Source organism: Blattabacterium cuenoti (genome assembly GCF_014251735.1).
Taxonomy (GTDB): domain Bacteria; phylum Bacteroidota; class Bacteroidia; order Flavobacteriales; family Blattabacteriaceae; genus Blattabacterium; species Blattabacterium cuenoti_C.
The window spans coordinates 315,396-340,284 of the sequence record NZ_CP059197.1; the positions used below are offsets into that span (position 1 = coordinate 315,396).

Below are 24,889 nucleotides of genomic sequence, written 5' to 3' on the forward strand. Positions count from 1 at the left end.
CACAATACATTTAATTTATACATATTTTTTTTTTATCTTGTTGGCCTTTTTTATATACTGATCAATTTTATGAAATTCTTTATTTTTTAAATAGTTACGAAATATTTCTAAATGATTCATATAAGCATCTATAGCTTGAATCAAATTATTTCTATTAGAAATAAAAATAGGTAACCACGTTTCAGGATTGCTTATCGCTAAACGTGTAGTAGAATGCAACCCACTTCCCATCATATTATGAAATATATCTTCCTCCTTATCATTTTCAAATTTTTTTAAAACCGTATTAGCTAAAGAAAAGGATATGACATGAGGTAAATGAGATCCATAAGAAATATAAAAATCATGTTCTTTGGAAGTTAGATAAATCCTACGCATTTTCATAGTAGAGTAAATTTTTTCTGCCATAGCAATCGCATCTGGAGCACTAAGTTCAGAATCGCAAAAAATACAATTCTTTTTATAAAAAAGATCTGAATGAGCTGAAATAGGTCCAGAATTTTCAATTCCTGCAATAGGATGTGTAGCCACAAAACGACTTCTTTTTGGATGAGAATATACCCCATTACAAATATCATGTTTTGTAGATCCAGTATCTAAAATAACTGTATCCATCGTGATTTTGTTGAGAATATTTGGAAGTATTTTTTCTATCCCATCTACAGGAATAGATAAAACAATAACGGAAGATTGTAGAATAAGATCGTGTAAAGGAATTATCTCATCTACAATTCCAAGTTTTACGGCATGCAAAGCATTTTCTTGATTAGAGTCTGTTCCTAGATATTTATCTCCAAAATTGTGTTTTCGTAACCCTAAACTAATTGATCCTCCGATCAAACCTAATCCTATAATTCCAATATTCATGAAAAAATTCTGTTTTTTGCTTCTTCCAAAGTATTGACAGGACAACACATAGATAATCTGACATATCCTTTTCCATGATCCCCAAAAATGCTTCCAGGTGTAATAAATATGTGATAATTTTTGAGAATGTTTTCTGACCATCTACGATCATTTTGATCTACATCTGTAATTCTTGCCCAAACAAAGATTCCAGAACGATTTCTACTATATTCTAAATATAGACGATCACATATATCCCATAGAATTTTTTGACGTTTTAAATATTCTGTATTCAGTTTTTTAAACCATTCTGAATCATGATTCATGGCTTCTATAGCCCCAATTTGTATGGGATAATACATCCCAGAATCCATTTGGCTTTTTACTTTTATGATATTTTGAATAAATTCAGGTTTTCCTATTACCATTCCAACACGCCATCCTGCCATATTATAACTTTTACTTAAAGAATTTAATTCTAAAGCAATATCTTTAGCTTCTTTAACATGAAAAATACTCAATGGACGTTGATTATTTAAGATGAAACTATAAGGATTATCGTGAACAAGTAAAATATGGTTTCTTTTAGCAAAGAAAACCACTTCTTCTAATTGTTCCAGATTGATAGTGGCACCTGTAGGCATATGAGGATAATTAATCCACATTATCTTTACATTAGACAGATTTTTATTCTCCAAAAATGAGATGTTTGGAACCCAATCATTGTTTTCATAAAGATCATAATAAATAATTTCCGATTCTAAAAGTTTAGAGATCGATGAATATGTTGGATATCCTGGATTTGGGATTAAAACTTGATCTCCTTTGTCTAAATAAGACATGCTTATATGCATAATTCCCTCTTTAGACCCCATTAAAGGTAATATTTCATTGTTAGGATCCACTTTTACTTGATAAGTTTTTCCATACCAATTAGCCATGGCTTTACGCAAATTTTCTATCCCAATATAGCTTTGATAAGTGTTTGCATACTCCAAATTCGATGCTTCTTTCATTTTATAGATCACCCCATTTGGAGGAAGAAGATCCGGATTCCCAATTCCTAAATTAATCACTTCTATCCCATTCTTTTCAAGAAGATGAATCTCTTTCATTTTTTCGGAAAAAAAGTATTCCGATATTTGATGCATTCTTTTTGCTGCTGCAATCATTAAGATTTGATTATACCATTTTTATATTCTCCCATAATAGAAAATTGATGAAGACATGGAATTTTTTGTATACGTTCTTTCATCATCTCATAATCTTTTATATTATTGAATATAATATCTACATAAAATGAATATTCCCAAGGTCTTTGGATGATAGGAATAGATTGTATTTTTGTCATATTAATTCCAATATTGGATATAAGACTCAAAATCTGAGACAGACTTCCAGTAGTATGTAAAATTTTGAAGCTTAGTGAAGCTTTATTAAAATTATTTTCTTTTTTCGAAAAATTTTTAATAACAAAAAATCTGGTAAAGTTCCTTGCAATGGTTTGTATATTTTTATAAAGTATTTCTAACCCATATTCTTTAGCCGCATCTTCCGATGCAATCGCAGCTAAACCTTTTTTTTTATTACATTGAGAAATGTATTTAGCGGCAGCTGCGGTATCCGAGTATTTGGATATTTTTATATGAGGATGTGCCTCTATAAAAGATTCACATTGTAAAAGAGCCATAGGATGAGAATAAATTTCCTTGATATCTTTTACTTTATGTCCAGGCAAAGCCATTAAATGATGTTGTATCGGCATGTATACTTCTCCAACTATTCTCAAATTGTATTCAGATAAAAGACTGTAGTTTGTCAATATAGTTCCCGCTATGGTATTTTCTATAGCCATCACTCCAATATCTACATTGGATTTAGCTACAGAATTGGCCAACTCTCTAAAAGAAGAACATTCCATCAATTGATAATGACAACCCTCAAAATATCTGGAAACTGCGGCATGATGAAAACACCCCTTTACCCCTTGTATAGCTATTCTTTTCAATCTACAGACATCGTCTAGTACGCACGATCCAAAGGTATAAAATAATTTTGTTTTATGCAATTTCATTCTGGTTTTTTTCAGGAGGGGAAAACGGTTAACTTTATGTTTTCATTTCATATTTATTTTAAATATGCCAAAAAATAGGGATCCTATAAAAGGATGGAAAAAAGAGAATAAGTATCCTTCCCTGTCGGAAGTTTTTTCTTCTGTTTCTGTTCCTCAAGAAAAAGGAAAATGGAAAAAATTATTGGCTTTCACTGGACCAGGATTATTGATTGCCGTTGGGTATATGGATCCAGGAAATTGGGCTACAGATATTGCTGGAGGAGCTCAATTCGGATACACGCTTTTGTCCGTTATTTTTATATCCAATCTTTTTGCTATCATCTTACAACATTTGGCTCTGAAATTAGGAATTGTTTGTGAACGGGATTTAGCACAAGCTTGTAGAGACCATTATCCTCCATTTATTAGTTTTATATTATGGATTTTATGTGAAATAGCTATTGCCGCTTGTGACTTAGCAGAAATTATTGGTTCTGTCTTAGCTTTAAAATTGCTTTTTGGGATTCCCATAACATGGGGGGTATTAATTACTGCTATAGATGTTTTGCTTATTTTATTTTTTCAATACAAAGGATTCAGATACATTGAGAGTGTAGTTGCCGCGTTAATCTTTACAATTTTAGTTTGTTTTAGTTTTGAAATTATTAGTTCTAAACCAGAAATTATTCCCATTTTAAAAGGAATTATCCCTAATCCGGAAATAATTAAAAATTCACATTCGTTCTATATATCTATTGGAATTCTCGGGGCAACAGTCATGCCTCATAATCTATACCTACATTCAAGTATTATACAAACTAGGAATTATCCACGTACTATTGAAGGGAAAAAGATGGCCATAAAATATGCGACTATAGATAGTACATTATCTTTATCCTTAGCTTTTTTTATCAATGCGGCTATATTAATTATATCTTCCGCTACATTTCATAGATCTGGACATACAGAGGTAGCAGATATTATGGACGCACATAAACTTTTAAACCCTCTACTCGGTTCTAGTCTATCTGGAATTTTTTTTGCTTTAGCTTTACTAGCATCAGGACAAAATTCCACACTTACTGGAACTATGGCTGGACAAATTGTAATGGAAGGCTTTCTTCACATTCGATTAAAACCATGGATAAGAAGATTAATAACAAGACTTATCGCTATTGTTCCAGCTATGATTGCTTCTATCATTTATGGAGAGAAAGGAACTGCTGAATTATTAATAATTAGTCAAATTATTTTATCAATACAATTAAGTTTCGCTATTATCCCATTGGTAAATTTCACAGGAGATTCTGATAAAATGGGATCATTTGTCAATGGACCTGTTTTAAAAATATTAGCTTGGTTTATCACCATCATTATTGTGATACTCAATTTATTTTTATTATATGACACTTTATCAATAAATTAGGAAGCTATTACTTCAAAATTTAGGATCAGTTCCCGTTGACGATGCAAACGTATATATGCCTGATGTTTTCCAATCGTTTTAATAACTCTATTTCCAGGAATCCTAATAAATTTTTTTTCTATAGAAATCCCTTCTTTGTGCAAAGCTTCCATCAATTCTTGATTATTAATTGAACCGAACAATTTTCCTCCTCTTCCTACTTTAGCTGTTATTTTTATAGTCAATTGTTTTAATTGTTTTTCTATTTCTTTGGATTTTTCAATGAAAAAACTTTCTTTTTTAGAGCGTTGTTTTAATATTTCTTGAATATTTTTTACTTCTCCAGGTAAAGCGAGAATCGCATACCCTTTAGGAATTAAATAGTTTCTAGCATATCCTGGTTTCACATTTAATTCATCATATTGAAAACCCAAATTTTCCACGTCTTTTTTGAGAATAATTTTCATTTTTTCATCTTAAGTCATCTGTAACAAAAGGTAAAAGTCCAATTTGTCGGCATCTTTTTATAGCCGCATTTAATTTATTTTGATTCTTTTGTAAAGTTCCTGTAATACGACGTGGTAATATTTTACCTTGCGCATTCAAGAATTTGATCAAAAATGTAGGATCTTTATAATCTATATACTTAATATTTCTTTGTTGAAAATAACAATATTTTTTTTCTATTTTAGTTTCTATCTTAAGAGGAGACAAGTATCTTAAGTCACTGTCTGCCCCTTGTTGTTGTTTTGTATTTGTATTATGATGGTTTTGCTCCTCTTCTAAAATCATAATTATTGGTCTTTTTTTAATAACTTATTTCTCCTTCTTTCTGCATATTCTATCCCATATTTATTTAATTTTACAGTGATAAAACGTAAAATACGTTCGTCTTGTCTTAATTTCAATTCTAAATCATATACTAAATTAGAACTTAATAAAAACTCAAATAGATGATAACATCCACTTTGTTTTTTTTGAATAGGATAAGCTAATTTTTTTAATCCCCAATGTTCCTGATGAACGATTTTTCCATTTTTTTGAATGAGATAATTTTCATACTCTTTTGCCGTTTTTTTTGCTTGATCATCAGACAAAATAGGAGTGATTATCATGATATTTTCATAATGTCTCAGCATTTGAATTTTTTTTTGCAAAAGTGTAAATCTATGTCTTTATGTTCTTTTTTCAAAAAAATCTAGATTTTTTCTCTTATTTTTTTCATTAATTTATCTATCCGTTGGATGCTTTTCTCCTTTCCTAAAATTTCCAAAATCATGAAAAGATCAGTCCCTTTTAGGGACCCTACTAAAGCTAAACGAAATATTTGCATCATTTTATATCTATTTTTTTTATTATATTTATGAAATAATAATCTCAAATTTACGGATGTAAATTGAGAAATATTTGATAATGATTTTTTACAATCCTCTAATTGATCAATGATATTTTGATGACAAATTTGATTAAATAAACTCGATTCATAAGAACTAGGAGAAATAAAAAAGTAAAAAGAATGTTCCCAAATTTCATGGACAAAATGTAGCCTATCGATTGTGAGATGGATGATTTTATATAAATCATCTATTTCATAGGAAATAGAACGTTTTTGCAGTTCTATAGAAAGATAAGAAAATATTTCCCCTTTTTTTTCTTTCAAGTATTGTTTATTAAACCAATTGGCCTTTTTGATGTTAAAATAAACTCCAGATTTAGTGATCTTTTTTAAAGAGAATAAATTAATTAATTCTTGTAAGGAAAAAATTTCTCCAGGGATTCCTGGATTCCATCCCAATAAAGCTAACATATTAACGAAAGCTTCTGGAAAATAACCTAGCTCTCTGTATCCTGGAATGATCGTATTAGTTTCTGGGACTTTCCATTGTAAAGGAAATATAGGAAAGTCTAAAAAATTATCTACGTTTCTTTTGCTAAGTTTTCCTTTTCCATCCTCTCTTAATATTAAAGGTAAATGTGCAAAAATAGGCGGGTTCCAACCAAAAGCACGATATAATAACAGGTGTAAAGACATAGATGGGAGCCATTCTTCTCCTCTGATTACATGAGTGATTTTCATTAAATAATCGTCTATAGTATTAGCTAAATGATAAGTAGCTATTCCATTAGATTTTAACAATATTTTATCGTCTAAACTATCTGTGTTTACTACAATATTTCCACGTATCATATCCTCCATTTTCAATTTCTCTCCAGGTGGAATTTTAAATCGAATGACATAGGATGAACCAGAATTTAATTTGGTATATAATTTTTTTTTCGTCATGGTCAAGGAATTGTTCATGTCCATTCTTATACTCGCATTATAGGAAAATGTGAATCCACGATTTTGATATTCCTTTCTTTTTATATAAAGTTCCTTATCTGTGTCAAAAGCGTAATAAGCATGCCCTTTCTCTAATAATTTAGAAATATATAAACGATAAATATTTCCACGTTGAGATTGATGATAAGGTAGATGAATTCCTCCATAACCAGCTCCTTCATCAGGCTCTATCTGGCACCATTTTAATGTTTCCATAATATATGATTCAGAATTAGGAACAAATCTTTTTCGATCCGTATCTTCTATTCTAAGAACAAAGGATCCTCCATATTTTTTAGCAAAAAGATAATTGTATAAAGCGGTCCGTATTCCACCTAAATGTAATGGACCTGTGGGACTAGGAGCAAAACGAACTCTGACAAAATTGTGTTTTTTTGACATCATGAATCTTATTTTCCAATACAAAATTTGGAGAATATGTTTTTGAGGATATCCTCATTTGTTACTTCTCCTGTAATCTCTCCTAAATACCGTAAAGCTTCTTTAATATGTATAGAAACTAAATCTTCTGAAATCCTTTTATTTAAAGCTTCATGAGCTAGCAAAACCTCTTCTAAAGATTTTTTCAAAGCTTCATAATGTCTGTTTTGTATCACAATAATATTTTTTTCTTGTAGTTGTTTTATGAATAAATTACTTAAAGTAGAAAGCATTCTTTTTATTCCGTGATGATTTTTTGCGGAAATTTCAAAAAAATGAGTCACCTTTGACTTTATATTGTATAAGTCATTAAAAGAGGATACATCTGATTTACTAGCAATAGCTAAAATTTTTTTCAGTGGATATTTCTTATGAAGAAGTTGAATTTCATGAAGAATTTTTTTCTGTTTTTTTTTCTCGTTGATAGATGCTTCAAAAAGATATAAGAGAACTTCAGATTCTTGTATCTTTTCCATCGTCTTTTGAACTCCCATCATTTCTATTGGATCTTTGGCTTCTCTAATTCCTGCAGTATCCAAAAAATGAAAATGTATCCCATTCAAAAAAAAATCTCCTTCTACACTATCTCTAGTAGTTCCTTCTATATGAGATATGATAGAACGGTTTTCCTTAATCACGTAATTAAATAACGTCGATTTTCCGACATTTGGTTCTCCAATAATGGCGACATAGATTCCTTTTTTTATCGCATTTCCTAGTGAAAAAGATTCAATTAAATCTCTTAATGTTTTTTCTAAATCCTTTAAAAAAGAAAAAAGTTCTGATCTTTTAGCAAAGATCACATCTTCTTCGGAAAAATCCAATTCCAATTCTAGGAGAGATGCAAAATCCAATAATTTTTTTCGTAAATCTTTAATGGTATGAGTCAAGGATCCTTTTATTTGTTGCAAAGATATTTCATGATAAGCTTTATTTTCCGATAAAATCAGATCTGCTATCGCTTCAGCTTGTGATAGATCTATTTTATTATTTAAAAAAGCACGAAATGTAAATTCTCCAGGACGAGCTAAACGTAATCCTTTTCTGATCAGCAATTGCAATATTTTTTGTTGAATATAATAAGATCCATGACAAGATATCTCTATCATATTTTCTCCTGTATAAGAAGAAGGAGATCTAAATATAGATACTAGCACTTGATCCAATAAAACATTTTCATCCATAATAGATCCTAGATGAATAGTATGTGTGGATTGATTTTCTAATTTTTTTCCAAATATAACAGAAACAAAAATTTTTTCAACAGTGGATATGGAATTATTTCCAGAAATACGAATAACAGAGATAGCACTGGTCCCCACAGGAGTAGCCAAAGCAACAATGGTATCTTCATCGAACATAGGGAAAAAATTCTAAATATAAGGTGGAAAAAAATAAATATTTTTTTTTAATTCGTACATTGTATATAATGTATATCGATAAATTCTACCATCTATTTTATGATACTCTTCAAGAAGTATATTCAGACTATAAAGAATTAGAAAGTCTCTTTTTTTTGCTAACCACTCACGTATTGAAATGTGATAAAACAACAATTATCTTAAAATTAAGTAGAAAAGAAAAAATAGAAGACTATATATACAAAAAATTGATAAGAAAATTATGGGAATTGAAAAAAAATAGACCCATTCAGTATGTAATTGGAAAGGCTTATTTTTTTGGAATGGACTTCATCGTTAATGAAAAAGTCTTTATTCCAAGACCAGAAACAGAAGAACTTGTGTCCTGGATTATACAAGATCACAAAAAAAATAGTGAAAATGTTCAAATATTTGATCTTGGAACAGGAAGTGGATGTATTGGAATTACTTTAAAAAAAAAACTTCCTAAAATACGTCATATTCATGCCGTCGATTTTTCTCCTGAAAGTCTTTTTATAGCAAATATTAATTCCAAATTTCACAAAGAAAAAATTTTTTTAAGAAAAGTGGATATATTGCAAAATTTAATTTCTATTCCCATTCAAAAAAAATATCCTGTTAACATTATCGTAAGTAATCCTCCTTATGTCAGAATCTCTGAAAAAAAATTACTGCATCCGAATATTCTTCAATATGAACCTTTTCAAGCTTTATTTGTTCCTGATGATGACCCATTCATTTTTTATCAAGAAATTATTTCTTGGATCAAAAAAAAATTTACTGAAGGATTAGTATGTGTTTATTTTGAAATAAATCAATTTATTCATCTAGATTTCATTGAATTTATGAAAAAAAATGGATTCATAGATCTGGAAATTAGAAGAGACTTTCAAGGTCTTTTCCGAATGATTCGTGCTATATATTATCAAAAAACATGAAAAAAACATGAAAAATGACAGAAAAGACATCAAAGAAAAAATATCTCAGCTAAGAAAAAAACTTTCAGAATATAATTATCAATATTATACCATGGATACTTCTGAGGTATCTGATTACAATTTTGATAAAAAATTAAGAGAATTATTTCTATTGGAAAAAGAACATCCAGAATTTTATGATCCGAGTTCTCCAACTATAAGAATAGGAGTCGAGGAGACAACACCCTATTCTTCCATTTATTATTATCATAAATATAAAATGTACTCTCTTCAAAACACATATTCTAAAAAAGAGTTAATGACTTGGAAAAAAAGGATTCAAAAATCCATTTCTTCTTCTCTTTCTTTCGTATGTGAACTAAAATATGATGGAGTTTCTATTAATTTAATTTATAAAAACGGATTTTTAACCCATGCTGTAACTCGTGGAAATGGAAAAAAAGGAGAGAATGTCATAGAAAATGTACGGACAATCCAATCCATTCCCATAAAATTAATAGGGGAAAACCATCCTGCATATCTTGAAATACGTGGAGAAATTTTTCTTCCTATAAAAAAGTTTTTAGAAATCAATGCGAAACGCACAATAAGTGGAAAGAATCCTTATGCCAATCCTAGAAATACGGCGAGTAGCACTTTGAAAATTCAGAATAGGAAAGAAGTATATAAACGGACTCTATCTTGTATCGTATACTCTGTCATGGGAAAAAATTTGCCTTTTGATACACAATATCAAGCTTTACAAACCCTACGTAATTGGGGTTTTGAAATATCCGAAAAGGTTTTACTTTGTAAAAAATACAAGGAAATATTCCATTTCCTGGACTATTGGAGTCAATGTAAACACAAATTACCCTATCAGATTGATGGGATCGTCATTAAGGTCAATGAACATCACAATCAATCCATTTTAGGATATACGAATAAATATCCTCGTTGGGCGATAGCTTACAAATTTAGACCAAAAAAATTATCGGAAACAAAACTATTAAACCTGAAATTTCAAGTAGGACGTACTGGAATCATTACTCCTGTAGCCGAGGTGATTCCAAAAAAAATTTCTGGAACAATAGTGAAAAGAGTCACGCTTTATAATGATCATTTTATTCAAAAAATTGGAATCCATTATGGGGATGCTCTTTTATTAGAAAAAGGAGGTGATATTATTCCAAAAGTAGCTAAAATAAATGTAAAAAAAAGATTAATCAATGCCTCTCCTATATATTTCTTAACAACATGTCCCTCATGTAGGAGCCATTTAATAAAAAAAAATGAATTGTTCTACTGTCCTAATCATTTATGTCCTTCTCAAAACATGAGAAAAATACAACATTTTGTGAGTGAAAGAGCTATGAATATAAAAGGAATTGGAAATGAAATGGTAAAAAAATTGTACCAAAAAGGTTTTTTATGTAGTATTTCCGATTTATATCAATTAAAAAAGGAAAAACTGCTTCAAATAGATGGAGTGAAAGAAAAACTAGCAGATTCTTTAATAAAGAACATAGAAAAATCCAAAGATAATTCCTATCAAAAAGTCTTATATGCTTTAGGTATTCCTCATGTAGGAGAATATATTTCTAAAAAATTAACAGAAAAATTTTTGAATATAAATTCCTTAATACAGGCATCTGAACCTCAATTCACCTCTATTTCCGGTATAGGAAAAAAAATTTACGAAAGTATAAAAACTTATTTTTCTATTACTGAAAACAAAAAACTGGTGGAAATCCTGATGAAACATGGATTAAATTTCTCATCTTCATACAAGAAAATTGTAAAAAACCAATCTTCTCCTATTGAAGGAAAATCTTTTTTATTCACAGGAAGATTGTCTAGTATGACCCGTAATAATGCGAAAAAACTAGTAGAACTTTTAGGAGGAAGAGTATTTCATACGGTGAATAACAAAATTCATTTTATTGTTGTAGGAAAAAACTTTGGTTCTAAACTTGAAAAATGTATGAAAAAAAACCATATAAAAATTTTAACGGAAGATATTTTTATTAAGCTCATTGAACAAGGAAAAAAAGAAAAATAAATCAATTATTCATATTGAATAATCCTATCTTCATAAAGAAAATAAGTACGTCATTAGGGTTTTTTTTTTCATATAGAAAACAGTATATTTAACGTGGTGGTTCCTTATAGATAGAACAGGATAGGAATCCACATTTAAGTAAGAAATCTATTTTTTTATGTTACTAAAAAATATATTTACCGAATCTGGATTCGAGTCTGAAGCAGAATTTATTCCTTTAATGAGTCAAGATGAAGAAGATCAGCTTCTTAAAGATGATATTCCGGAACAATTATGTATATTAACAGTGAGAAATATGGTTTTGTATTCCGGAATTGTTTTTCCCATTATAGCAGGAAAAAGTGGATCTATTCAATTATTACAAGATGCTTATGGATTGGATAAAACCGTTGGGGTATTAACACAGAAAAATTCCGGAATAGAAAATCTTAGTGAAAAAGATTTATACTCTATAGGAACAGTGGCTAAAATATTGAAGTTATTGAAAATGCCTGATGGAAATACCACTGTGATTTTACAGGGAAAAAGAAGATTTAAGGTCAGTCGTTTTATTCAAAACGATCCATACTTTAAAGCAGAAATTATTGCTTTAGAAGAAAACAAACCTTCTTGTAAAGATAAGGAATACCTTGCTTTGGTCGAATCCATCAAAGAAATTGCCATAAAAATTATTCAGGATAATCCAAATATTCCATCAGAAGCAAGCATTGCTATTCGTAATATAGAAAGCCCTTCTTTTTTAATCAATTTCGTAGCAGCTAATATGAATTTAGCTACTAGAGACAAACAAAAATTGTTAGAGTACGATGATCTAAAAAAGAGAGCTATGGAGACCCTACGTTTTCTCAATGTCGAACATCAACAAATCAAGTTAAAAAACGATATTCAGTCCCGTGTTCGTAGTGATATGGATCAGCAACAAAGAGAATATTTTCTACATCAACAAATTAAAGCGATACAAGAAGAGTTAGGAGATATTTCTTATGAAAAAGAGATTGATGAAATGCGTGCCAAAGCTTCAAGGAAAAAATGGTCGAAAGAGGCTAAAAAACAGTTTGATAGAGAGTTGCTAAAAATGCAAAGAACTAATCCTCAAATGCCAGAATACACGGTTCAAAGAAATTATCTAGAATTGATGATTGATCTTCCTTGGGGGAAATACTCAAAAGATAGTTTTGATTTAGAATTTGCTCAGAAAATATTAGATAGAGATCATTATGGACTGGAAAAAGTTAAAGAACGTATTATAGAATATTTAGCCGTTTTAAAATTAAGAGGGGATATGCGTTCCCCTATTCTATGCTTTTATGGTCCACCTGGAGTGGGAAAAACTTCTTTGGGTAGATCTATAGCTACTGCACTTAAAAGAAAATACGTACGTATTTCTTTAGGTGGGTTACACGATGAATCTGAGATACGTGGTCATAGAAGAACTTATATTGGAGCTATGCCAGGAAGGCTCTTGCAATCTATACGAAAGGTAGGAACTTCCAATCCTGTTTTTGTTCTTGACGAAATTGATAAAATGGGTTTAGGAGCAAATGGAGATCCTTCTTCTGCCATGTTAGAAGTTTTGGATCCAGAACAAAATACCTCGTTTTACGACAATTTTTTGGAAATGGGTTATGATTTATCCAAAGTATTGTTTATCGCTACAGCAAATTCTCTTTCTAATATACAACCAGCTCTTATAGATAGAATGGAGGTTATAGAGATGAATGGATATACGGTAGAGGAAAAAACCCAAATTGTCAAAAAACATATCCTCCCTAAACAATTAAAAGAAAATGGATTGAGAAAATCTGATTTAGTACTTGGAAATCAACAAATTGAAAAAGTGATAGAAAGTTATACCAGAGAATCTGGTTTGAGAACTTTAGAAAAACATATGGCAAAATTAGCACGTTATGCTGCTAAGCATATTGCTATGGATAGGAAATATGTGAAACGTTTAAGTATTGAAAAAATAGAGGAAATTCTTGGAATTCCAAATGATCCGGATCGTTATGAAGAAAATAAAGTTCCAGGCGTTGTGACAGGTTTAGCTTGGACTAATTTTGGTGGAGATATTTTATACATCGAATCCAGTTTATCCAAGGGAAAAGGAAATTTAAGTATTACTGGAAATTTAGGAGAAGTCATGAAAGAATCCGCTACAATCGCCTTGCAATATATTAAAGCTCATTATAAGGATTTTAACATAGATCCAAAAATGTTCGAAGAACAAAATGTACACGTTCATGTTCCTGAAGGGGCTGTCCCTAAAGATGGTCCATCTGCAGGAATTACTATGTTAACTTCGTTAGTATCAAGTTATACTAAAAGAAAATTAAGGCCTCATTTAGCTATGACAGGAGAAATTACTTTAAGAGGAAAGGTTCTTCCAGTAGGAGGAATAAAAGAAAAAATTCTAGCTGCTAAACGGGCTAATATAAAAGAAATTATCCTTTCACAGGATAATAAAAAAGATGTAGAAGAAATTAAACAAGACCACTTAAAGGGATTAACCTTTGATTATGTTAGAGACATGAATGATGTGATTCATTTAGCCCTGATATAGATAGAATTATGAATGACAATAAGAAGAATTATTCAGTTTCTAGAGACCAGTTAATGCAACTAGGGAAAAAATACGGAACTCCTCTTTATATATATGATTCTGAAAAAATAGAAAGACAATATATAAAGATGAAGAAGGCTTTTAGTGAAGTTCCACATTTAAGAATTAACTATGCTTGTAAAGCAAACACTAATTTGAATGTTTTAAAATTTTTACAAAAGTTAGGAAGTGGATTAGATACCGTTTCTATTCAAGAAGTAGAACTAGGGTTAAGAGCTGGATTTTCTCCAAAACATATTATATTCACTCCAAATTGTGTCTCTATACAAGAAGTAAACAAAGCCGTTTATTTCGGAGTGCGAATTAACATAGATAATCTATCTATTTTAGAACAGTTTGGAAGTGATAATCCGAATTATCCTGTAGGAATCAGAATCAATCCTCATATTATGGCAGGAGGAAATTATAAAATTTCAGTTGGACATGTCGATTCGAAATTCGGAATATCTTACTATCAAATTCCTCATCTGAAAAGGATATTAAAAAATACAGGACTAAAAATAGAGGGATTTCATATGCATACAGGGTCTGATATCTCAGATATAGAAGCATTTTTACAAGGAGCTCAAGTAATATTTCAAATAGCTTTAAATTTTACAGATATTGATTATATAGATTTTGGAAGTGGATTTAAAGTTCCATATACAAAAAATGATATAAAAACGGATTTGAATTTTTTAAGTCGTTCCATTATAGAAAAGTTTGAAACTTTTTGCAAAGTGTATGGAAAAAAATTGACTTTGATATGGGAACCAGGAAAATTTTTGGTTAGTGAATCTGGGTACTTTTTAGTTCATGTTAATGTCATTAAACATACCACTTCTACAGTATTTGCTGGAGTAGACTCCGGTTTTAATCACTTTATTCGTCCCATGTTTTATGATGCTTATCACTGCATTGAAAATATTTCTAATCCTAACGGACGTTCTCGTTTCTACACAGTGGTAGGATATATTTGTGAGTCGGATACATTTGGATTCAATCGTCAAATTGCAGAAATCCGTGAAGGGGATATTTTATGTATTAAAAATGCAGGAGCTTACTGTTTTTCTATGTCCTCTAATTATAATTCTCGTTATAGACCTTCTGAAGTTATGATTGTCAAAGGACAAGATTTTCTGATTAGAAGAAGAGAAACTATGCAAGATCTTCTTAGAAATATTGTAGAAATACAAATTTAGGAGAGATGGCAGAGTGGTTAATTGCGTCGGTCTTGAAAACCGTTGAGGTTTTGACCTCCGGGGGTTCGAATCCCTCTCTCTCCGCTAATTAATGATGTGATGACGGATGAAAAAATATTTGTATATGATCTAATTCATTCCTTAAAACTTTTTGTTTTTCATCAAAAAAGGATGAAGATACAGGATCCTTTTTTTTTATAGAATATTGTAAGTATAGTTTATCATTTTTTTTTACTGGAATTTTGAAATGAAAGTTTCCTTTTAAATCTAATTTGGAGATCTTTTTATCCTCATCATTTATAAAATCTTTGAAATAAGTTTTATACTTTAAAAAATTATTAATAAATACATCTACTCCATAACTTATAGTGTGATATTTTTTTTTTTCATTCTGAATATTACTCAATCTTATAGTGCCCCATATTAAAAAATATCCATCTAAAGGAGCTTTTATTATATTATCAGAAATAAAAAATCCTAATTCGGATGAATTACGATTTTTTTCATGATAATGAAATATGGAATTTTCATCCATATTTTGGAAATATTCTGGATTTTTTAATAAATTATCGTCATTACATGAAAAAAATAACAAAAATAAGACAAATAGTAACTTATTTTTCATAAGTCACTTTTCCTAATTTTTCTAGTTGTTTTTCAACACTTTTATTTGTTATTTTGTTAAATAACAATGTAGACTTTCCTAAAACATGTCCTGGACATAAAATTTCTTCCACATTTTCTATTTTTTTCCAAAAAAAAACTTCCAAACGAAGCATTTTTAATAATTTATTGGCCGTATATGGAAGAAAAGGCTCTGCTAATTGCGCTAACATTCCAACGATTTGTAAAGAAACGTAAAGAATAGTCTCTACCCGTCGTTCCTTTTTTACATTCCAAGGTTCCTCTTCCGTTAAATACTTGTTTCCAAGCCTAGCTAAATCCATAAAACAAATTAAAGCTTCACGAAATCGAAAGGATTCGATCAAATCACCTATATTATCCGGATATCTACTGATTTTTTTTAAAATAGATTTATCGGTGATGGAAAAAAGACCAGGATTGGGAACAATCCCATTGTTGTATTTTTGAATTAAAGTCAGACTACGATTAACAAAATTTCCTAATATAGCTACCAACTCCGTATTATTTATTCTTTGAAAATCCTTCCAATTAAAATTGTTATCTTTTTTTTCTGGCATATTAGCTATAAGAATGTAACGAAGTGTATCTTGTTGATTGGGAAAATCCCTTAAGTATTCATGAAGCCATACCCCCCAATTTCTAGAAGTAGAAATTTTTTCATTTTCTAAATTGAGGAATTCATTAGCAAGGATTTTATCCGGTAAAATATATCCATGATTATATGCTTTAAGTATAGATGGAAAGATGATGCAATGAAATACAATATTATCTTTTCCTATAAATTGAATTAATTTTGTCCTTTTATCTTTCCAATAAGGTTTCCAGTCTTTCTTTTTCCGTTTTGCCCATTCTATAGTAGAAGAAATATAACCTATAGTTGCCTCAAACCATACATATAAAACTTTTCCTATCTCTTTTGGAATAGGAATTCCCCAATCCAGATCTCTTGTAATAGCACGAGGCTGTAACCCTTGATCTAACCAAGATTTAGCTTGTCCATAAACATTCACTTTCCAATCTTGTTGATGATCCGTTAAAATCCATTTTTTCAAAAAATTTTGATATTCATTTAATGGAAAATACCAATGTTTAGTTTTTTTCAAAACGGGAGTGCTTCCACTTATAGTAGACATAGGACTGATTAATTCTTCAGGACTTAACGAAGAACCACAACTTTCGCATTGATCTCCATAAGCTTCCTTATGTTCACAATGAGGACAAATTCCAGATATATATCTATCCGCTAAAAATTGTTTAGCTTGATTATCATAGTATTGTTCAGATACTTTTTCAAATATTTTTTTTTCTTTATGTAGCTTTTTGAAAAAAGAAGTAGAAATTTTTTGATGAATAACTGTAGAAGTTCTGGAATAGTTATCAAAATGTATTCCAAAATTGTCAAAACAATCTTTAATCATGAAATGATATTTATTGACTATTTCTTTAGGAGTCGTATTTTCTTTTTTAGCTTGTATCGTAATAGGTACGCCATGTTCATCGGAACCACATATAAAAATAACCTCTTTTTTTTTCCGTCTAAGATAACGAACAAAGATATCTGCAGGTAAATATACCCCAGCTAAATGTCCTATATGAATGGGTCCATTAGCATATGGAAAAGCAGCAGTTACTGTATATTTATTATTTGATTTTTTCATACATCTAGCATAGATAATAGGAAAACGGTTGTGATTAAAAACCCCTTTTTCCTACATATTTACATAATAAAAATAAAATATGAATAATAAAAAATTATTTTTAATAGATACATACACGATTCTTTATCAAGGCTATTATGCATATATAAAAAATCCTCTTTTTACTTCACAAGGAATAAACACTTCTCCTATCATACATTTTACTTATTTGTTAATTAATACTTTAAATGAGGAAAAACCCTCTTATATGGCCGCTTTTTTTGATACCAGTCAAAAAACTTTTCGCAAAAAAGAATATCCTAAATATAAAGCTCATAGAAAAAAAACTCCAAGAGATATTTCTATTGCTATGCCTTATGTTATAAATATTTTAAAGTCTTTTCGAATTTCATCCTTTTACGCAAAAGATGGATACGAGGCAGACGATCTCATCGGAACTATAGCAAAAGAAGCAGAAAAAAAAGGATATATGATTTATATAATTACTTTGGACAAAGATTTTAGCCAACTTGTCACAAAAAACATCCATATTTATAGACCTCCTTTTAAAGGAAATCCGAAAAAAATATTAGGAATTGAGGAAATAAAAGAAAAATTTGGAGTGATAGAGCCTAAACAAGTTATAGATTTATGGAGTATGATGGGAGATTCTTCTGACAATATCCCAGGATTACCAGGAATAGGAGAAAAATATGCTAGAAAATTTATTCAAAAGTATGGAAGTCTTGAAAAATTTTTAAATTCGACCCATGATCTTAGCGGAAAGATTAAAAAAAATATTGAAAATAATAAAGAATTAGGTATTCTATCTAAAAGATTAGTAACCATTGTTACTAATGTTCCCCTTTTTTATTTTCAAGAGGAAAAATTTTATGTCAAAAAACCCAATTGGAATTCCATAAGAAAAATATTTTGTGAACTTGAATTTCAAAGATTATTAAAAAAGGCTTACCAATTTATTCTTTACAAAAGAAAAGAATGGAATGATCACCCATTCCATTCTTAATTTGATTTTATATAAAATTTATGTTTTTTCATATACTTCCATACTTTTGGTTGAAGCAAAGGTTTTATATTCTTTCCTTTTTGAATAGAATTTCGAATAAAAGAAGAAGATATTTCAATCATAGGCGCTTTCAAAAGATAGATATTTTCCTTTTTAAAAAAATGATTAGAGAAATAACCAATACGGGGGTACACAAAAATATCATATTTATTTAAAATAATTTTATAACTCTTCCATTTTTTTAATGAATATAAAGTATCTCTTCCTATAATGAGAGTAAATTTATCTTTAGGATATTTTTTCTCTATTACATCAAGCGTATGAATCGTATAAGAAGGAGAATATCCAGATTCTATATCTAGAACACTCATTTTTTTATAATCTTCAACGGCGATGCGTACCATCTTCATTCTATGGACATAATCTAAAAGATCCGTTTTTTTTTTAGTGGATTTTTTGGAGAAACCACAAACCAAATATGATCGATATCCAAAAATTCTACTATGTGATTAGCAAGGATTACATGACCTAAATGAATGGGATTAAATGATCCAAAAAAAAGTCCTATTTTCATGCTGATACAAAAAAAATATCGAGCGGAATTCTCGATATTTTTATTTTCATATTGTTTTAAAATAATTTGATGCGATAATTTAATCCCAAAGCCATATAATGAGCATTCTTATCTTCTTGTTTTATCAAATCGATATAATTAACTTGTTGTTTTTGATATAAAAAATATAAACTTAAATCATCCTTACAAGGCATGTATTCTATCCCACCATAATAAGTATATGCTTTTTTGAGTAATTGATCTTGAAGCAGTCCATAAATTTCATGAATGTCTTTTTTAGATCTTCCAACTTCATATACTCCTTTCGCAAAGAAATTCCATTTCGGAATGAAATTATACTTAAATTTGAGAAAATAAGTTTTATATTTTATAGAGGCAAAATCCTTATAACTATTATTTATAGAACGGAAAATTTTTGTAAAATAACCGTTTTTTTCTATATCCTCATCACTCAATATGTAATCTGCTTCTATAGAAATCGGTTTCAAATCTAATTTACTACCCAATGCTAATAATTTCCAAAATTTATCCTTTTCACTTTCTTGAAAAATAGAATAAGACGATCTACTTTGAATGGTGTTATTAAATAAATTCCAATTCCAACTCGCCGAATATCCCATAGGATGATTGACTTTATCCGGGTACATTTCTTCATCTAATTTTCGAGAATGGCTATTTACAATCTGGAACTGTAATTCTTGATGTTTTTTCGGAGTATAAATAAAATTTATTCCAACAGGATTTTCCTTGTTTTTGTGTATATCAGGATACTGATAGATATGAAGATCTTTAGAGTTATATTCCATACTTCCAAAAGAAGCTGCTTGTTTTCCTATCAATAACGATAGTTGATCATTGTACTTATATTTCAAATAAGCCAAATCAATGATGATGGGATCATATATCCGATGGTCTTCCGTATTATCTAGATCATCATCCTTATCCACATGGTCTTTCTTATTAAATTTTTGTACAAAACGATAACTGATTTTATCATTCGCCTTTCCTATCAGGTCTAATTTCAAAGATTCTGTAGAAAAAGGAGATCCATCAAAAACATCTTTCTCTACTGTAGAATGAATACTACTCGTAAAATCTATGTACATATTAAAATTACGATGGGGATTTACATCTGTTTTCATTGTTTGTCTTAGCTTTTCTCCTTTTTTTATCATTTCACTATGGACATTATGCCAAGGATAAAAAAATCCTAAAACAATAAAAAAAGAGATCATTCTTGTTTTTTTCATTTTTTTTTAATATTTATCGCAATGTTTTTATAATAGAATAGGTCTAATATAGCATAAAAAACTTTTTTTTCAAAGAAAGGGTCATTAATTATCCATAATTATGGATATAAAGATGGAAATTCAAATTCAAAAACATGTACAAAAATCCTAAAAACAGAGAGAAAAAAAATATCATTAGAACTATTTTTGGATTTTTTTTATTAGGAAATAGTCTTTTCTTATTTTTAAGTTTTTTCTCTTTTCTTTTTCATTGGAAAAATGATCAAAGTCAACTATATAAACTTTTTGATAAAGAAATAAGAGCAGAAAATTTACTTGGAAAAATAGGAGCTATCCTATCTCACTGTTTTATATCCTGTGGAATAGGAATTAGTGCCTTTTTTTTCCCATTATTATTATTTCTCACAGGATTAATAATCCTTTTCGGAGGACGAATTCTACGGAATAAGTATCAATCCATAATATATCATTTTCTATTTTTCAGCATATGGCTCCCTATAACCTTTTATATGATTATTCCTGAAAATGGAATATTAAGTGGGGTTTTTGGTTTTGAAATAGGCAATTTTTTGATCAGTTTATTTGGAAAGGTCGGACTAGTATTTCTTGTCATTACAAGTATCATCCTTTATTCCATCATCATATTTCGGATTACTACTCCAAAGTTAAAAAATGGAATAAAAAAAAAAATACAATATCTCCATGAAGATATAGGGTGGATAATCCAATTATGGGAATCATTAAAAAAAAAATTTTTTAATGATAGAAAAACGGATTTATCTATTGATAATCCTCCATTTTTTGATAAAAAAATAAAAAGTTCTATCATAAATCATCCTCAGACTTCTATACTTGATTCTTATAAAAATGAATATGTGATATCATCATATATGTCTAAAAAAGATTTGGAAAATAATAAAAAAAAAATTATTCATATCCTCAACTATTATAAGATAGGAATAGAGAAAATTAAAGCAACTATAGGGCCGACTATCACATTATACGAAATATTTCCTCAAGTAGGCGTACGTATTTCCAAAATCAAAAACTTAGAAAAAGAGATAGCTTTAAATTTATCCGCTTTATCTATAAGAATCATAGCTCCCATACCTGGAAAAGGTTCTATAGGGATAGAAATCCCCAATAATAAACGTTCTACCGTATATATGAAAAATATCCTTAATTCTGAAGAAAGTTTCAAAAAGAGTTATAAAATGGAACTCCCTATTTCTTTAGGAAAAACCGTATTTAATGAAATTTTTATGATAGATTTAGCCAAGATGCCACATCTACTTATAGCAGGATCTACTGGACAAGGAAAGTCAGTTGGATTAAATACTATGATAATCTTTTTATTATATAAAAAAAAACCAGAAAATATCAAATTTATTTTGATCGATCCAAAAAAAGTAGAATTATCTATCTATAAGAAAATTTCTAAATCTTATTTTGCTTTTTTACCTAATTCTATAAATCCGATCATTACAAACATACATGAAGTAAGAGATATCTTAAATTCTTTATGCAAAGAAATGGACAATAGATATTCTCTTTTGGAAAGAGCTATGGTTAGAAATATTCAAGAATACAATGGACAATATGAAAAAAAATATCATTTACCTTATATTATCCTAATTATTGATGAATTTGCAGATTTAAGTCTTTCTTTTAAAAAGAAACAAATAGAAATATATATAACTCGTTTAGCACAATTAGCTCGTGCTGTGGGTATTCATTTGATTATAGCTACACAAAGACCCTCTGTTGATGTAATTACTGGATTAATTAAATCTAATTTTACCGCAAGAATTGCATTTAGAGTAAGTTCTAAAATAGACTCTATAACCATCCTAGATCGTACGGGAGCGGAACAATTAATTGGAAAAGGAGACCTTTTATTTTCTAATAAGAATGAACTAATTCGGTTACAATGTCCTTTTATAGACCTATCAGATATTCAAAAAATAGTTGATTTTTATGGAAAAAATACTTTTCAAAAAAACGGATATTTTTTCTTACCAGAACCGGATGATAGATGAGTAAAATACTTTTCTTATATTAGAAAAAAAAATACATGAGTATAAGGATTCAAATAAAAAAACTAGATCTATACATGATCCGTTTATTTATGGCTCCTTTTTTAATCATTTTTTTTTCTATTTTTTTTGTATTTATTGTTCAATTTTTTTGGAGTAAAGTGGATGAATTAACAGGAAAAAATATTAACATTTTAATTATCCTAAAGTTTATATATTATTTTGGCATTTCAATTATCCCGTTAGTCATCCCCATTTCTATATTGCTAACTTCTATCATGACTTACGGATATATATCTGAAAATCAAGAGATAATAGCTATTACATCTTCTGGAATATCCCTTTTTAGAGTCATGAAACCTCTTTTATGCATCACATTACTTCTATCCGTGGGACTATATTTTTTTTCTGATTTTTCCATTCCAGAGGCAAAAAGAAAAGCTCAAAAACTAGGATATCAAATTTCAATAACTCATCCATCTATGAGGTTAAAAGAAGGAGTTTTTGTTAATCTTTTTCCAGATTTTTTCATAAAAATAGGTAAAATAGGTAAAAATAGTAATTTACTAGAAAAAATATTCATTTTTTTTTACGGAAAAAATTTAGCTATCAATACGATCCTTGCCGAAAAGGGAGTTTTAATCCAAAATAAAAAGGATGGGGGCTTTCAAATTAAACTCATGAAGGGTTTTTTCTATAGGGATAATTCTTATGATGGAAAAACTTATTCGTATCAAATGGTCCATTTTGATTCTTTCATTCAATCTTTTAAAAGACCATTAATAGAATACAAAAACCTAGATGATTATTATGATGATTCCTATAAAACTCTTGATACAAAAAAACTGATGGAAAAAATACATTTTTTAAAAAAAGAAAATTGTCAATTGGATTCTTATTTTCATAAATATAATTATGACTACCTTTTTCAGAAAAAAAAAAATTTTTTCAAAATGTCCAAGAATAGATCTATTCTCCTACACAGGAAAATGATAGATCATTTATCCCTTTTAATAAATCAACTTCAATATCAAAAAAAATTTTTTCAGGATAGAAAAAAATACTTAGCCAAGCATCAGTTCGAATTACATAAAAAATTTACCTTTCCAGTAACATGCATTATAATGTTTCTTATTGGAGCTCCACTAGGAGCTATCATCAGGAAAGGAGGTATGGGACTTCCTACCATTATAGCCATAATTATATTCATTATTTATTATACTTTACTTACCATTACACAAAATCAAGGAGAAAAAGCGAAAATATGGCCATGGATGGGAGCATGGATTCCAAATTTTGTTTTTTTCCCACTGAGTATATGGATTGCTTATAAAACGGTCATGGATGATTTTTATTATAGCTAAAACTAAAATATAGGATTTATTATATGGTTTTTTATTCTTCTGATAAAGACATTTGGAATCTAAATTGTATAGAATCTGCTTTGCAGGATATACAAGATGGAAAACTTATTATTGTGGTGGATGATAAGAATCGTGAAAATGAAGGAGATTTTGTCGTGGCCGCAGAAAAAGTCACCCCAAAAATTGTCAATTTTCTAGTTACTCATGGTAGAGGATTAGTTTGTGTTTCCTTAACAGAGGAAAAATGTGATCAATTAGAACTTCAAATGATGGTGGAAAATAACACAGATCCTAGAAAAACAGCTTTTACAGTATCCGTAGATCTACGAGGTGATGGCGTCAGTACAGGTATATCTGTTTCAGATAGAGCTAAGACCATATTGGCACTAGTTCACGAAGTCAAACCAGAAGCCTTTAACAAGCCAGGTCATATTTTCCCTCTTCGCGCAAAAAAAGGAGGTATCTTAGAAAGACCCGGACATACAGAAGCGGCAATAGATATAACTAGAATGGCAGGATGTATACCTGGAGGGGTATTGGTAGAAATACTGAATAAAAACGGATCTATGGCACGTCTTCCACAATTAATTCAAATAGCTAAAAAATTTCATATGAAAATTATATCTATAGAAGATCTAATCAAATATAAAATAAAAAACAACATATAAAGAAGCTTAAATCATGCGGTCTGGACGGGACTTGAACCCGCGACCCCATGCGTGACAGGCATGTATTCTAACCAACTGAACTACCAGACCGACAAAAAGTATTAAATTAAAGCTTCTAATTTTTTTCTGATATCTTCCTTAGAAGCCACTCCAATATGCATATCTTTTTTTTCTCCGTTTTTAAAAAAAAACATGGTAGGAATACTACGTATCCCATATTGAGAAGAAGTTTTTGGGTTATTATCTACATTTAACTTAACGACCAATGCTTTCCCTATATATTCAGTAAATATATCTTCTAATATAGCAGATAATGTTCTACATGGAGCACACCATGGAGCCCAAAAATCCACCAAAACAGGTTTATTCGATTCAAAAACAATTTTTTCAAAATTATCATCGTTTATTTCTTGTATCATACTTTTTCCGTTTAAACAAGAACAAATTTACCTTTTTTG

Annotated in this window: 21 protein-coding genes, 2 tRNA genes and 1 pseudogene; 10 read left to right on the forward strand and 14 right to left on the reverse strand. The window is 29.4% G+C overall.

Annotated elements, in window-relative coordinates; translation table 11 throughout:
- Nucleotides 1-15 precede the first annotated feature (15 nt).
- Genes H0H60_RS01505 through H0H60_RS01515 form a run of 3 tightly spaced genes read right to left on the reverse strand, consistent with a single transcriptional unit; the run spans nucleotide 16 to nucleotide 2,854 of the window.
- Nucleotides 16-867 carry a prephenate dehydrogenase gene (locus H0H60_RS01505; protein ID WP_185862948.1) on the reverse strand — a complete coding sequence of 284 codons (852 nt, stop codon included), beginning with the start codon at nucleotides 865-867 and terminating at the stop codon, nucleotides 16-18.
- Entirely contained in the window at nucleotides 864-2,018 is a 1,155-nt protein-coding gene (locus H0H60_RS01510; protein ID WP_185862949.1) for a pyridoxal phosphate-dependent aminotransferase, read from the reverse strand. Before H0H60_RS01510 ends, H0H60_RS01505 begins: the two co-directional genes overlap by 4 nt.
- Nucleotides 2,018-2,854, reverse strand: coding sequence for a prephenate dehydratase (locus tag H0H60_RS01515; RefSeq protein ID WP_185862974.1), 837 nt, complete (start codon nucleotides 2,852-2,854; stop codon nucleotides 2,018-2,020). The genes H0H60_RS01510 and H0H60_RS01515 overlap by 1 nt, the downstream gene beginning before the upstream one ends.
- Before the next feature lie 130 nt (nucleotides 2,855-2,984).
- Between H0H60_RS01515 and H0H60_RS01520 the strand changes: the two genes are divergently transcribed.
- The gene (locus tag H0H60_RS01520) at nucleotides 2,985-4,325 is read left to right on the forward strand and encodes an Nramp family divalent metal transporter (protein ID WP_185862950.1); all 1,341 of its coding nucleotides are present in this window, start codon (nucleotides 2,985-2,987) and stop codon (nucleotides 4,323-4,325) included.
- Here H0H60_RS01520 and rplI read toward each other — a convergent pair.
- Genes rplI through mnmE form a run of 5 tightly spaced genes read right to left on the reverse strand, consistent with a single transcriptional unit; the run spans nucleotide 4,322 to nucleotide 8,429 of the window.
- Nucleotides 4,322-4,771, reverse strand: a complete 450-nt coding sequence (gene rplI, locus H0H60_RS01525) for a 50S ribosomal protein L9 (RefSeq protein ID WP_185862951.1) — start codon at nucleotides 4,769-4,771, stop codon at nucleotides 4,322-4,324. The two genes, H0H60_RS01520 and rplI, sit on opposite strands and share 4 nt — an antisense overlap.
- Before the next feature lie 4 nt (nucleotides 4,772-4,775).
- Complete coding sequence (gene rpsR, locus H0H60_RS01530; protein ID WP_185862952.1) at nucleotides 4,776-5,096, reverse strand: 30S ribosomal protein S18; 321 nt, start codon at nucleotides 5,094-5,096, stop codon at nucleotides 4,776-4,778.
- A 2-nt stretch (nucleotides 5,097-5,098) separates the two neighbouring features.
- Nucleotides 5,099-5,443, reverse strand: coding sequence for a 30S ribosomal protein S6 (gene rpsF, locus H0H60_RS01535; protein ID WP_185862953.1), 345 nt, complete (start codon nucleotides 5,441-5,443; stop codon nucleotides 5,099-5,101).
- 59 nt (nucleotides 5,444-5,502) lie between these two features.
- Complete coding sequence (gene gltX / locus H0H60_RS01540) at nucleotides 5,503-7,032, reverse strand: glutamate--tRNA ligase (RefSeq protein ID WP_185862954.1); 1,530 nt, start codon at nucleotides 7,030-7,032, stop codon at nucleotides 5,503-5,505.
- A gap of 5 nt (nucleotides 7,033-7,037) precedes the next feature.
- A complete protein-coding gene (gene mnmE, locus H0H60_RS01545; RefSeq protein ID WP_185862444.1) occupies nucleotides 7,038-8,429 on the reverse strand; it encodes a tRNA uridine-5-carboxymethylaminomethyl(34) synthesis GTPase MnmE in 1,392 nt (463 codons plus the stop codon).
- Nucleotides 8,430-8,497: 68 nt separating this feature from the next.
- On the opposite strand from mnmE, the gene prmC reads away from it, so the two are divergent.
- The 5 genes from prmC to H0H60_RS01570 all read left to right on the forward strand — a co-directional run bounded on the left by prmC (nucleotide 8,498) and on the right by H0H60_RS01570 (nucleotide 15,314).
- A complete protein-coding gene (gene prmC, locus H0H60_RS01550; RefSeq protein ID WP_185862975.1) occupies nucleotides 8,498-9,388 on the forward strand; it encodes a peptide chain release factor N(5)-glutamine methyltransferase in 891 nt (296 codons plus the stop codon).
- 7 nt (nucleotides 9,389-9,395) lie between these two features.
- Entirely contained in the window at nucleotides 9,396-11,429 is a 2,034-nt protein-coding gene (gene ligA, locus H0H60_RS01555) for an NAD-dependent DNA ligase LigA (RefSeq protein ID WP_185862445.1), read from the forward strand.
- A gap of 157 nt (nucleotides 11,430-11,586) precedes the next feature.
- The gene (lon, locus tag H0H60_RS01560; protein ID WP_185862446.1) at nucleotides 11,587-13,989 is read left to right on the forward strand and encodes an endopeptidase La; all 2,403 of its coding nucleotides are present in this window, start codon (nucleotides 11,587-11,589) and stop codon (nucleotides 13,987-13,989) included.
- 8 nt (nucleotides 13,990-13,997) lie between these two features.
- The gene (lysA, locus tag H0H60_RS01565) at nucleotides 13,998-15,230 is read left to right on the forward strand and encodes a diaminopimelate decarboxylase (protein WP_185862447.1); all 1,233 of its coding nucleotides are present in this window, start codon (nucleotides 13,998-14,000) and stop codon (nucleotides 15,228-15,230) included.
- Nucleotides 15,230-15,314: transfer RNA gene (locus tag H0H60_RS01570), tRNA-Ser, on the forward strand. Before lysA ends, H0H60_RS01570 begins: the two co-directional genes overlap by 1 nt.
- Nucleotides 15,315-15,318: 4 nt before the next feature.
- Here the strand turns inward: H0H60_RS01570 and H0H60_RS01575 are convergent.
- A complete protein-coding gene (locus H0H60_RS01575) occupies nucleotides 15,319-15,855 on the reverse strand; it encodes a hypothetical protein (RefSeq protein WP_185862448.1) in 537 nt (178 codons plus the stop codon).
- A complete protein-coding gene (gene metG, locus H0H60_RS01580; RefSeq protein WP_185862449.1) occupies nucleotides 15,845-17,533 on the reverse strand; it encodes a methionine--tRNA ligase in 1,689 nt (562 codons plus the stop codon). Before metG ends, H0H60_RS01575 begins: the two co-directional genes overlap by 11 nt.
- 79 nt (nucleotides 17,534-17,612) lie before the next feature.
- On the opposite strand from metG, the gene H0H60_RS01585 reads away from it, so the two are divergent.
- Nucleotides 17,613-18,539 (forward strand): 5'-3' exonuclease, encoded by a 927-nt coding sequence (locus H0H60_RS01585; RefSeq protein ID WP_185862450.1) that lies wholly within the window; start codon nucleotides 17,613-17,615, stop codon nucleotides 18,537-18,539.
- Here the strand turns inward: H0H60_RS01585 and nadD are convergent.
- Nucleotides 18,536-19,113 (reverse strand): annotated as a pseudogene (gene nadD / locus H0H60_RS01590) (nicotinate (nicotinamide) nucleotide adenylyltransferase). The gene H0H60_RS01585 and the pseudogene nadD overlap by 4 nt on opposite strands.
- Before the next feature lie 56 nt (nucleotides 19,114-19,169).
- Nucleotides 19,170-20,363 (reverse strand): porin, encoded by a 1,194-nt coding sequence (locus H0H60_RS01595; protein WP_185862451.1) that lies wholly within the window; start codon nucleotides 20,361-20,363, stop codon nucleotides 19,170-19,172.
- A 134-nt stretch (nucleotides 20,364-20,497) separates the two neighbouring features.
- On the opposite strand from H0H60_RS01595, the gene H0H60_RS01600 reads away from it, so the two are divergent.
- The 3 genes from H0H60_RS01600 to ribB are packed head-to-tail and all read left to right on the forward strand — an operon-like array spanning nucleotide 20,498 to nucleotide 24,431.
- Nucleotides 20,498-22,402, forward strand: a complete 1,905-nt coding sequence (locus H0H60_RS01600) for a DNA translocase FtsK 4TM domain-containing protein (protein WP_185862452.1) — start codon at nucleotides 20,498-20,500, stop codon at nucleotides 22,400-22,402.
- 35 nt (nucleotides 22,403-22,437) lie between these two features.
- The gene (locus H0H60_RS01605; protein ID WP_185862453.1) at nucleotides 22,438-23,763 is read left to right on the forward strand and encodes an LptF/LptG family permease; all 1,326 of its coding nucleotides are present in this window, start codon (nucleotides 22,438-22,440) and stop codon (nucleotides 23,761-23,763) included.
- 23 nt (nucleotides 23,764-23,786) lie between these two features.
- Entirely contained in the window at nucleotides 23,787-24,431 is a 645-nt protein-coding gene (ribB, locus tag H0H60_RS01610; protein ID WP_185862454.1) for a 3,4-dihydroxy-2-butanone-4-phosphate synthase, read from the forward strand.
- A gap of 16 nt (nucleotides 24,432-24,447) precedes the next feature.
- Here ribB and H0H60_RS01615 read toward each other — a convergent pair.
- A tRNA-Asp gene (locus H0H60_RS01615) sits at nucleotides 24,448-24,521 on the reverse strand.
- Between the two features lie 11 nt (nucleotides 24,522-24,532).
- Nucleotides 24,533-24,850, reverse strand: coding sequence for a thioredoxin (gene trxA / locus H0H60_RS01620; protein WP_185859643.1), 318 nt, complete (start codon nucleotides 24,848-24,850; stop codon nucleotides 24,533-24,535).
- Nucleotides 24,851-24,889: the final 39 nt, after the last annotated feature.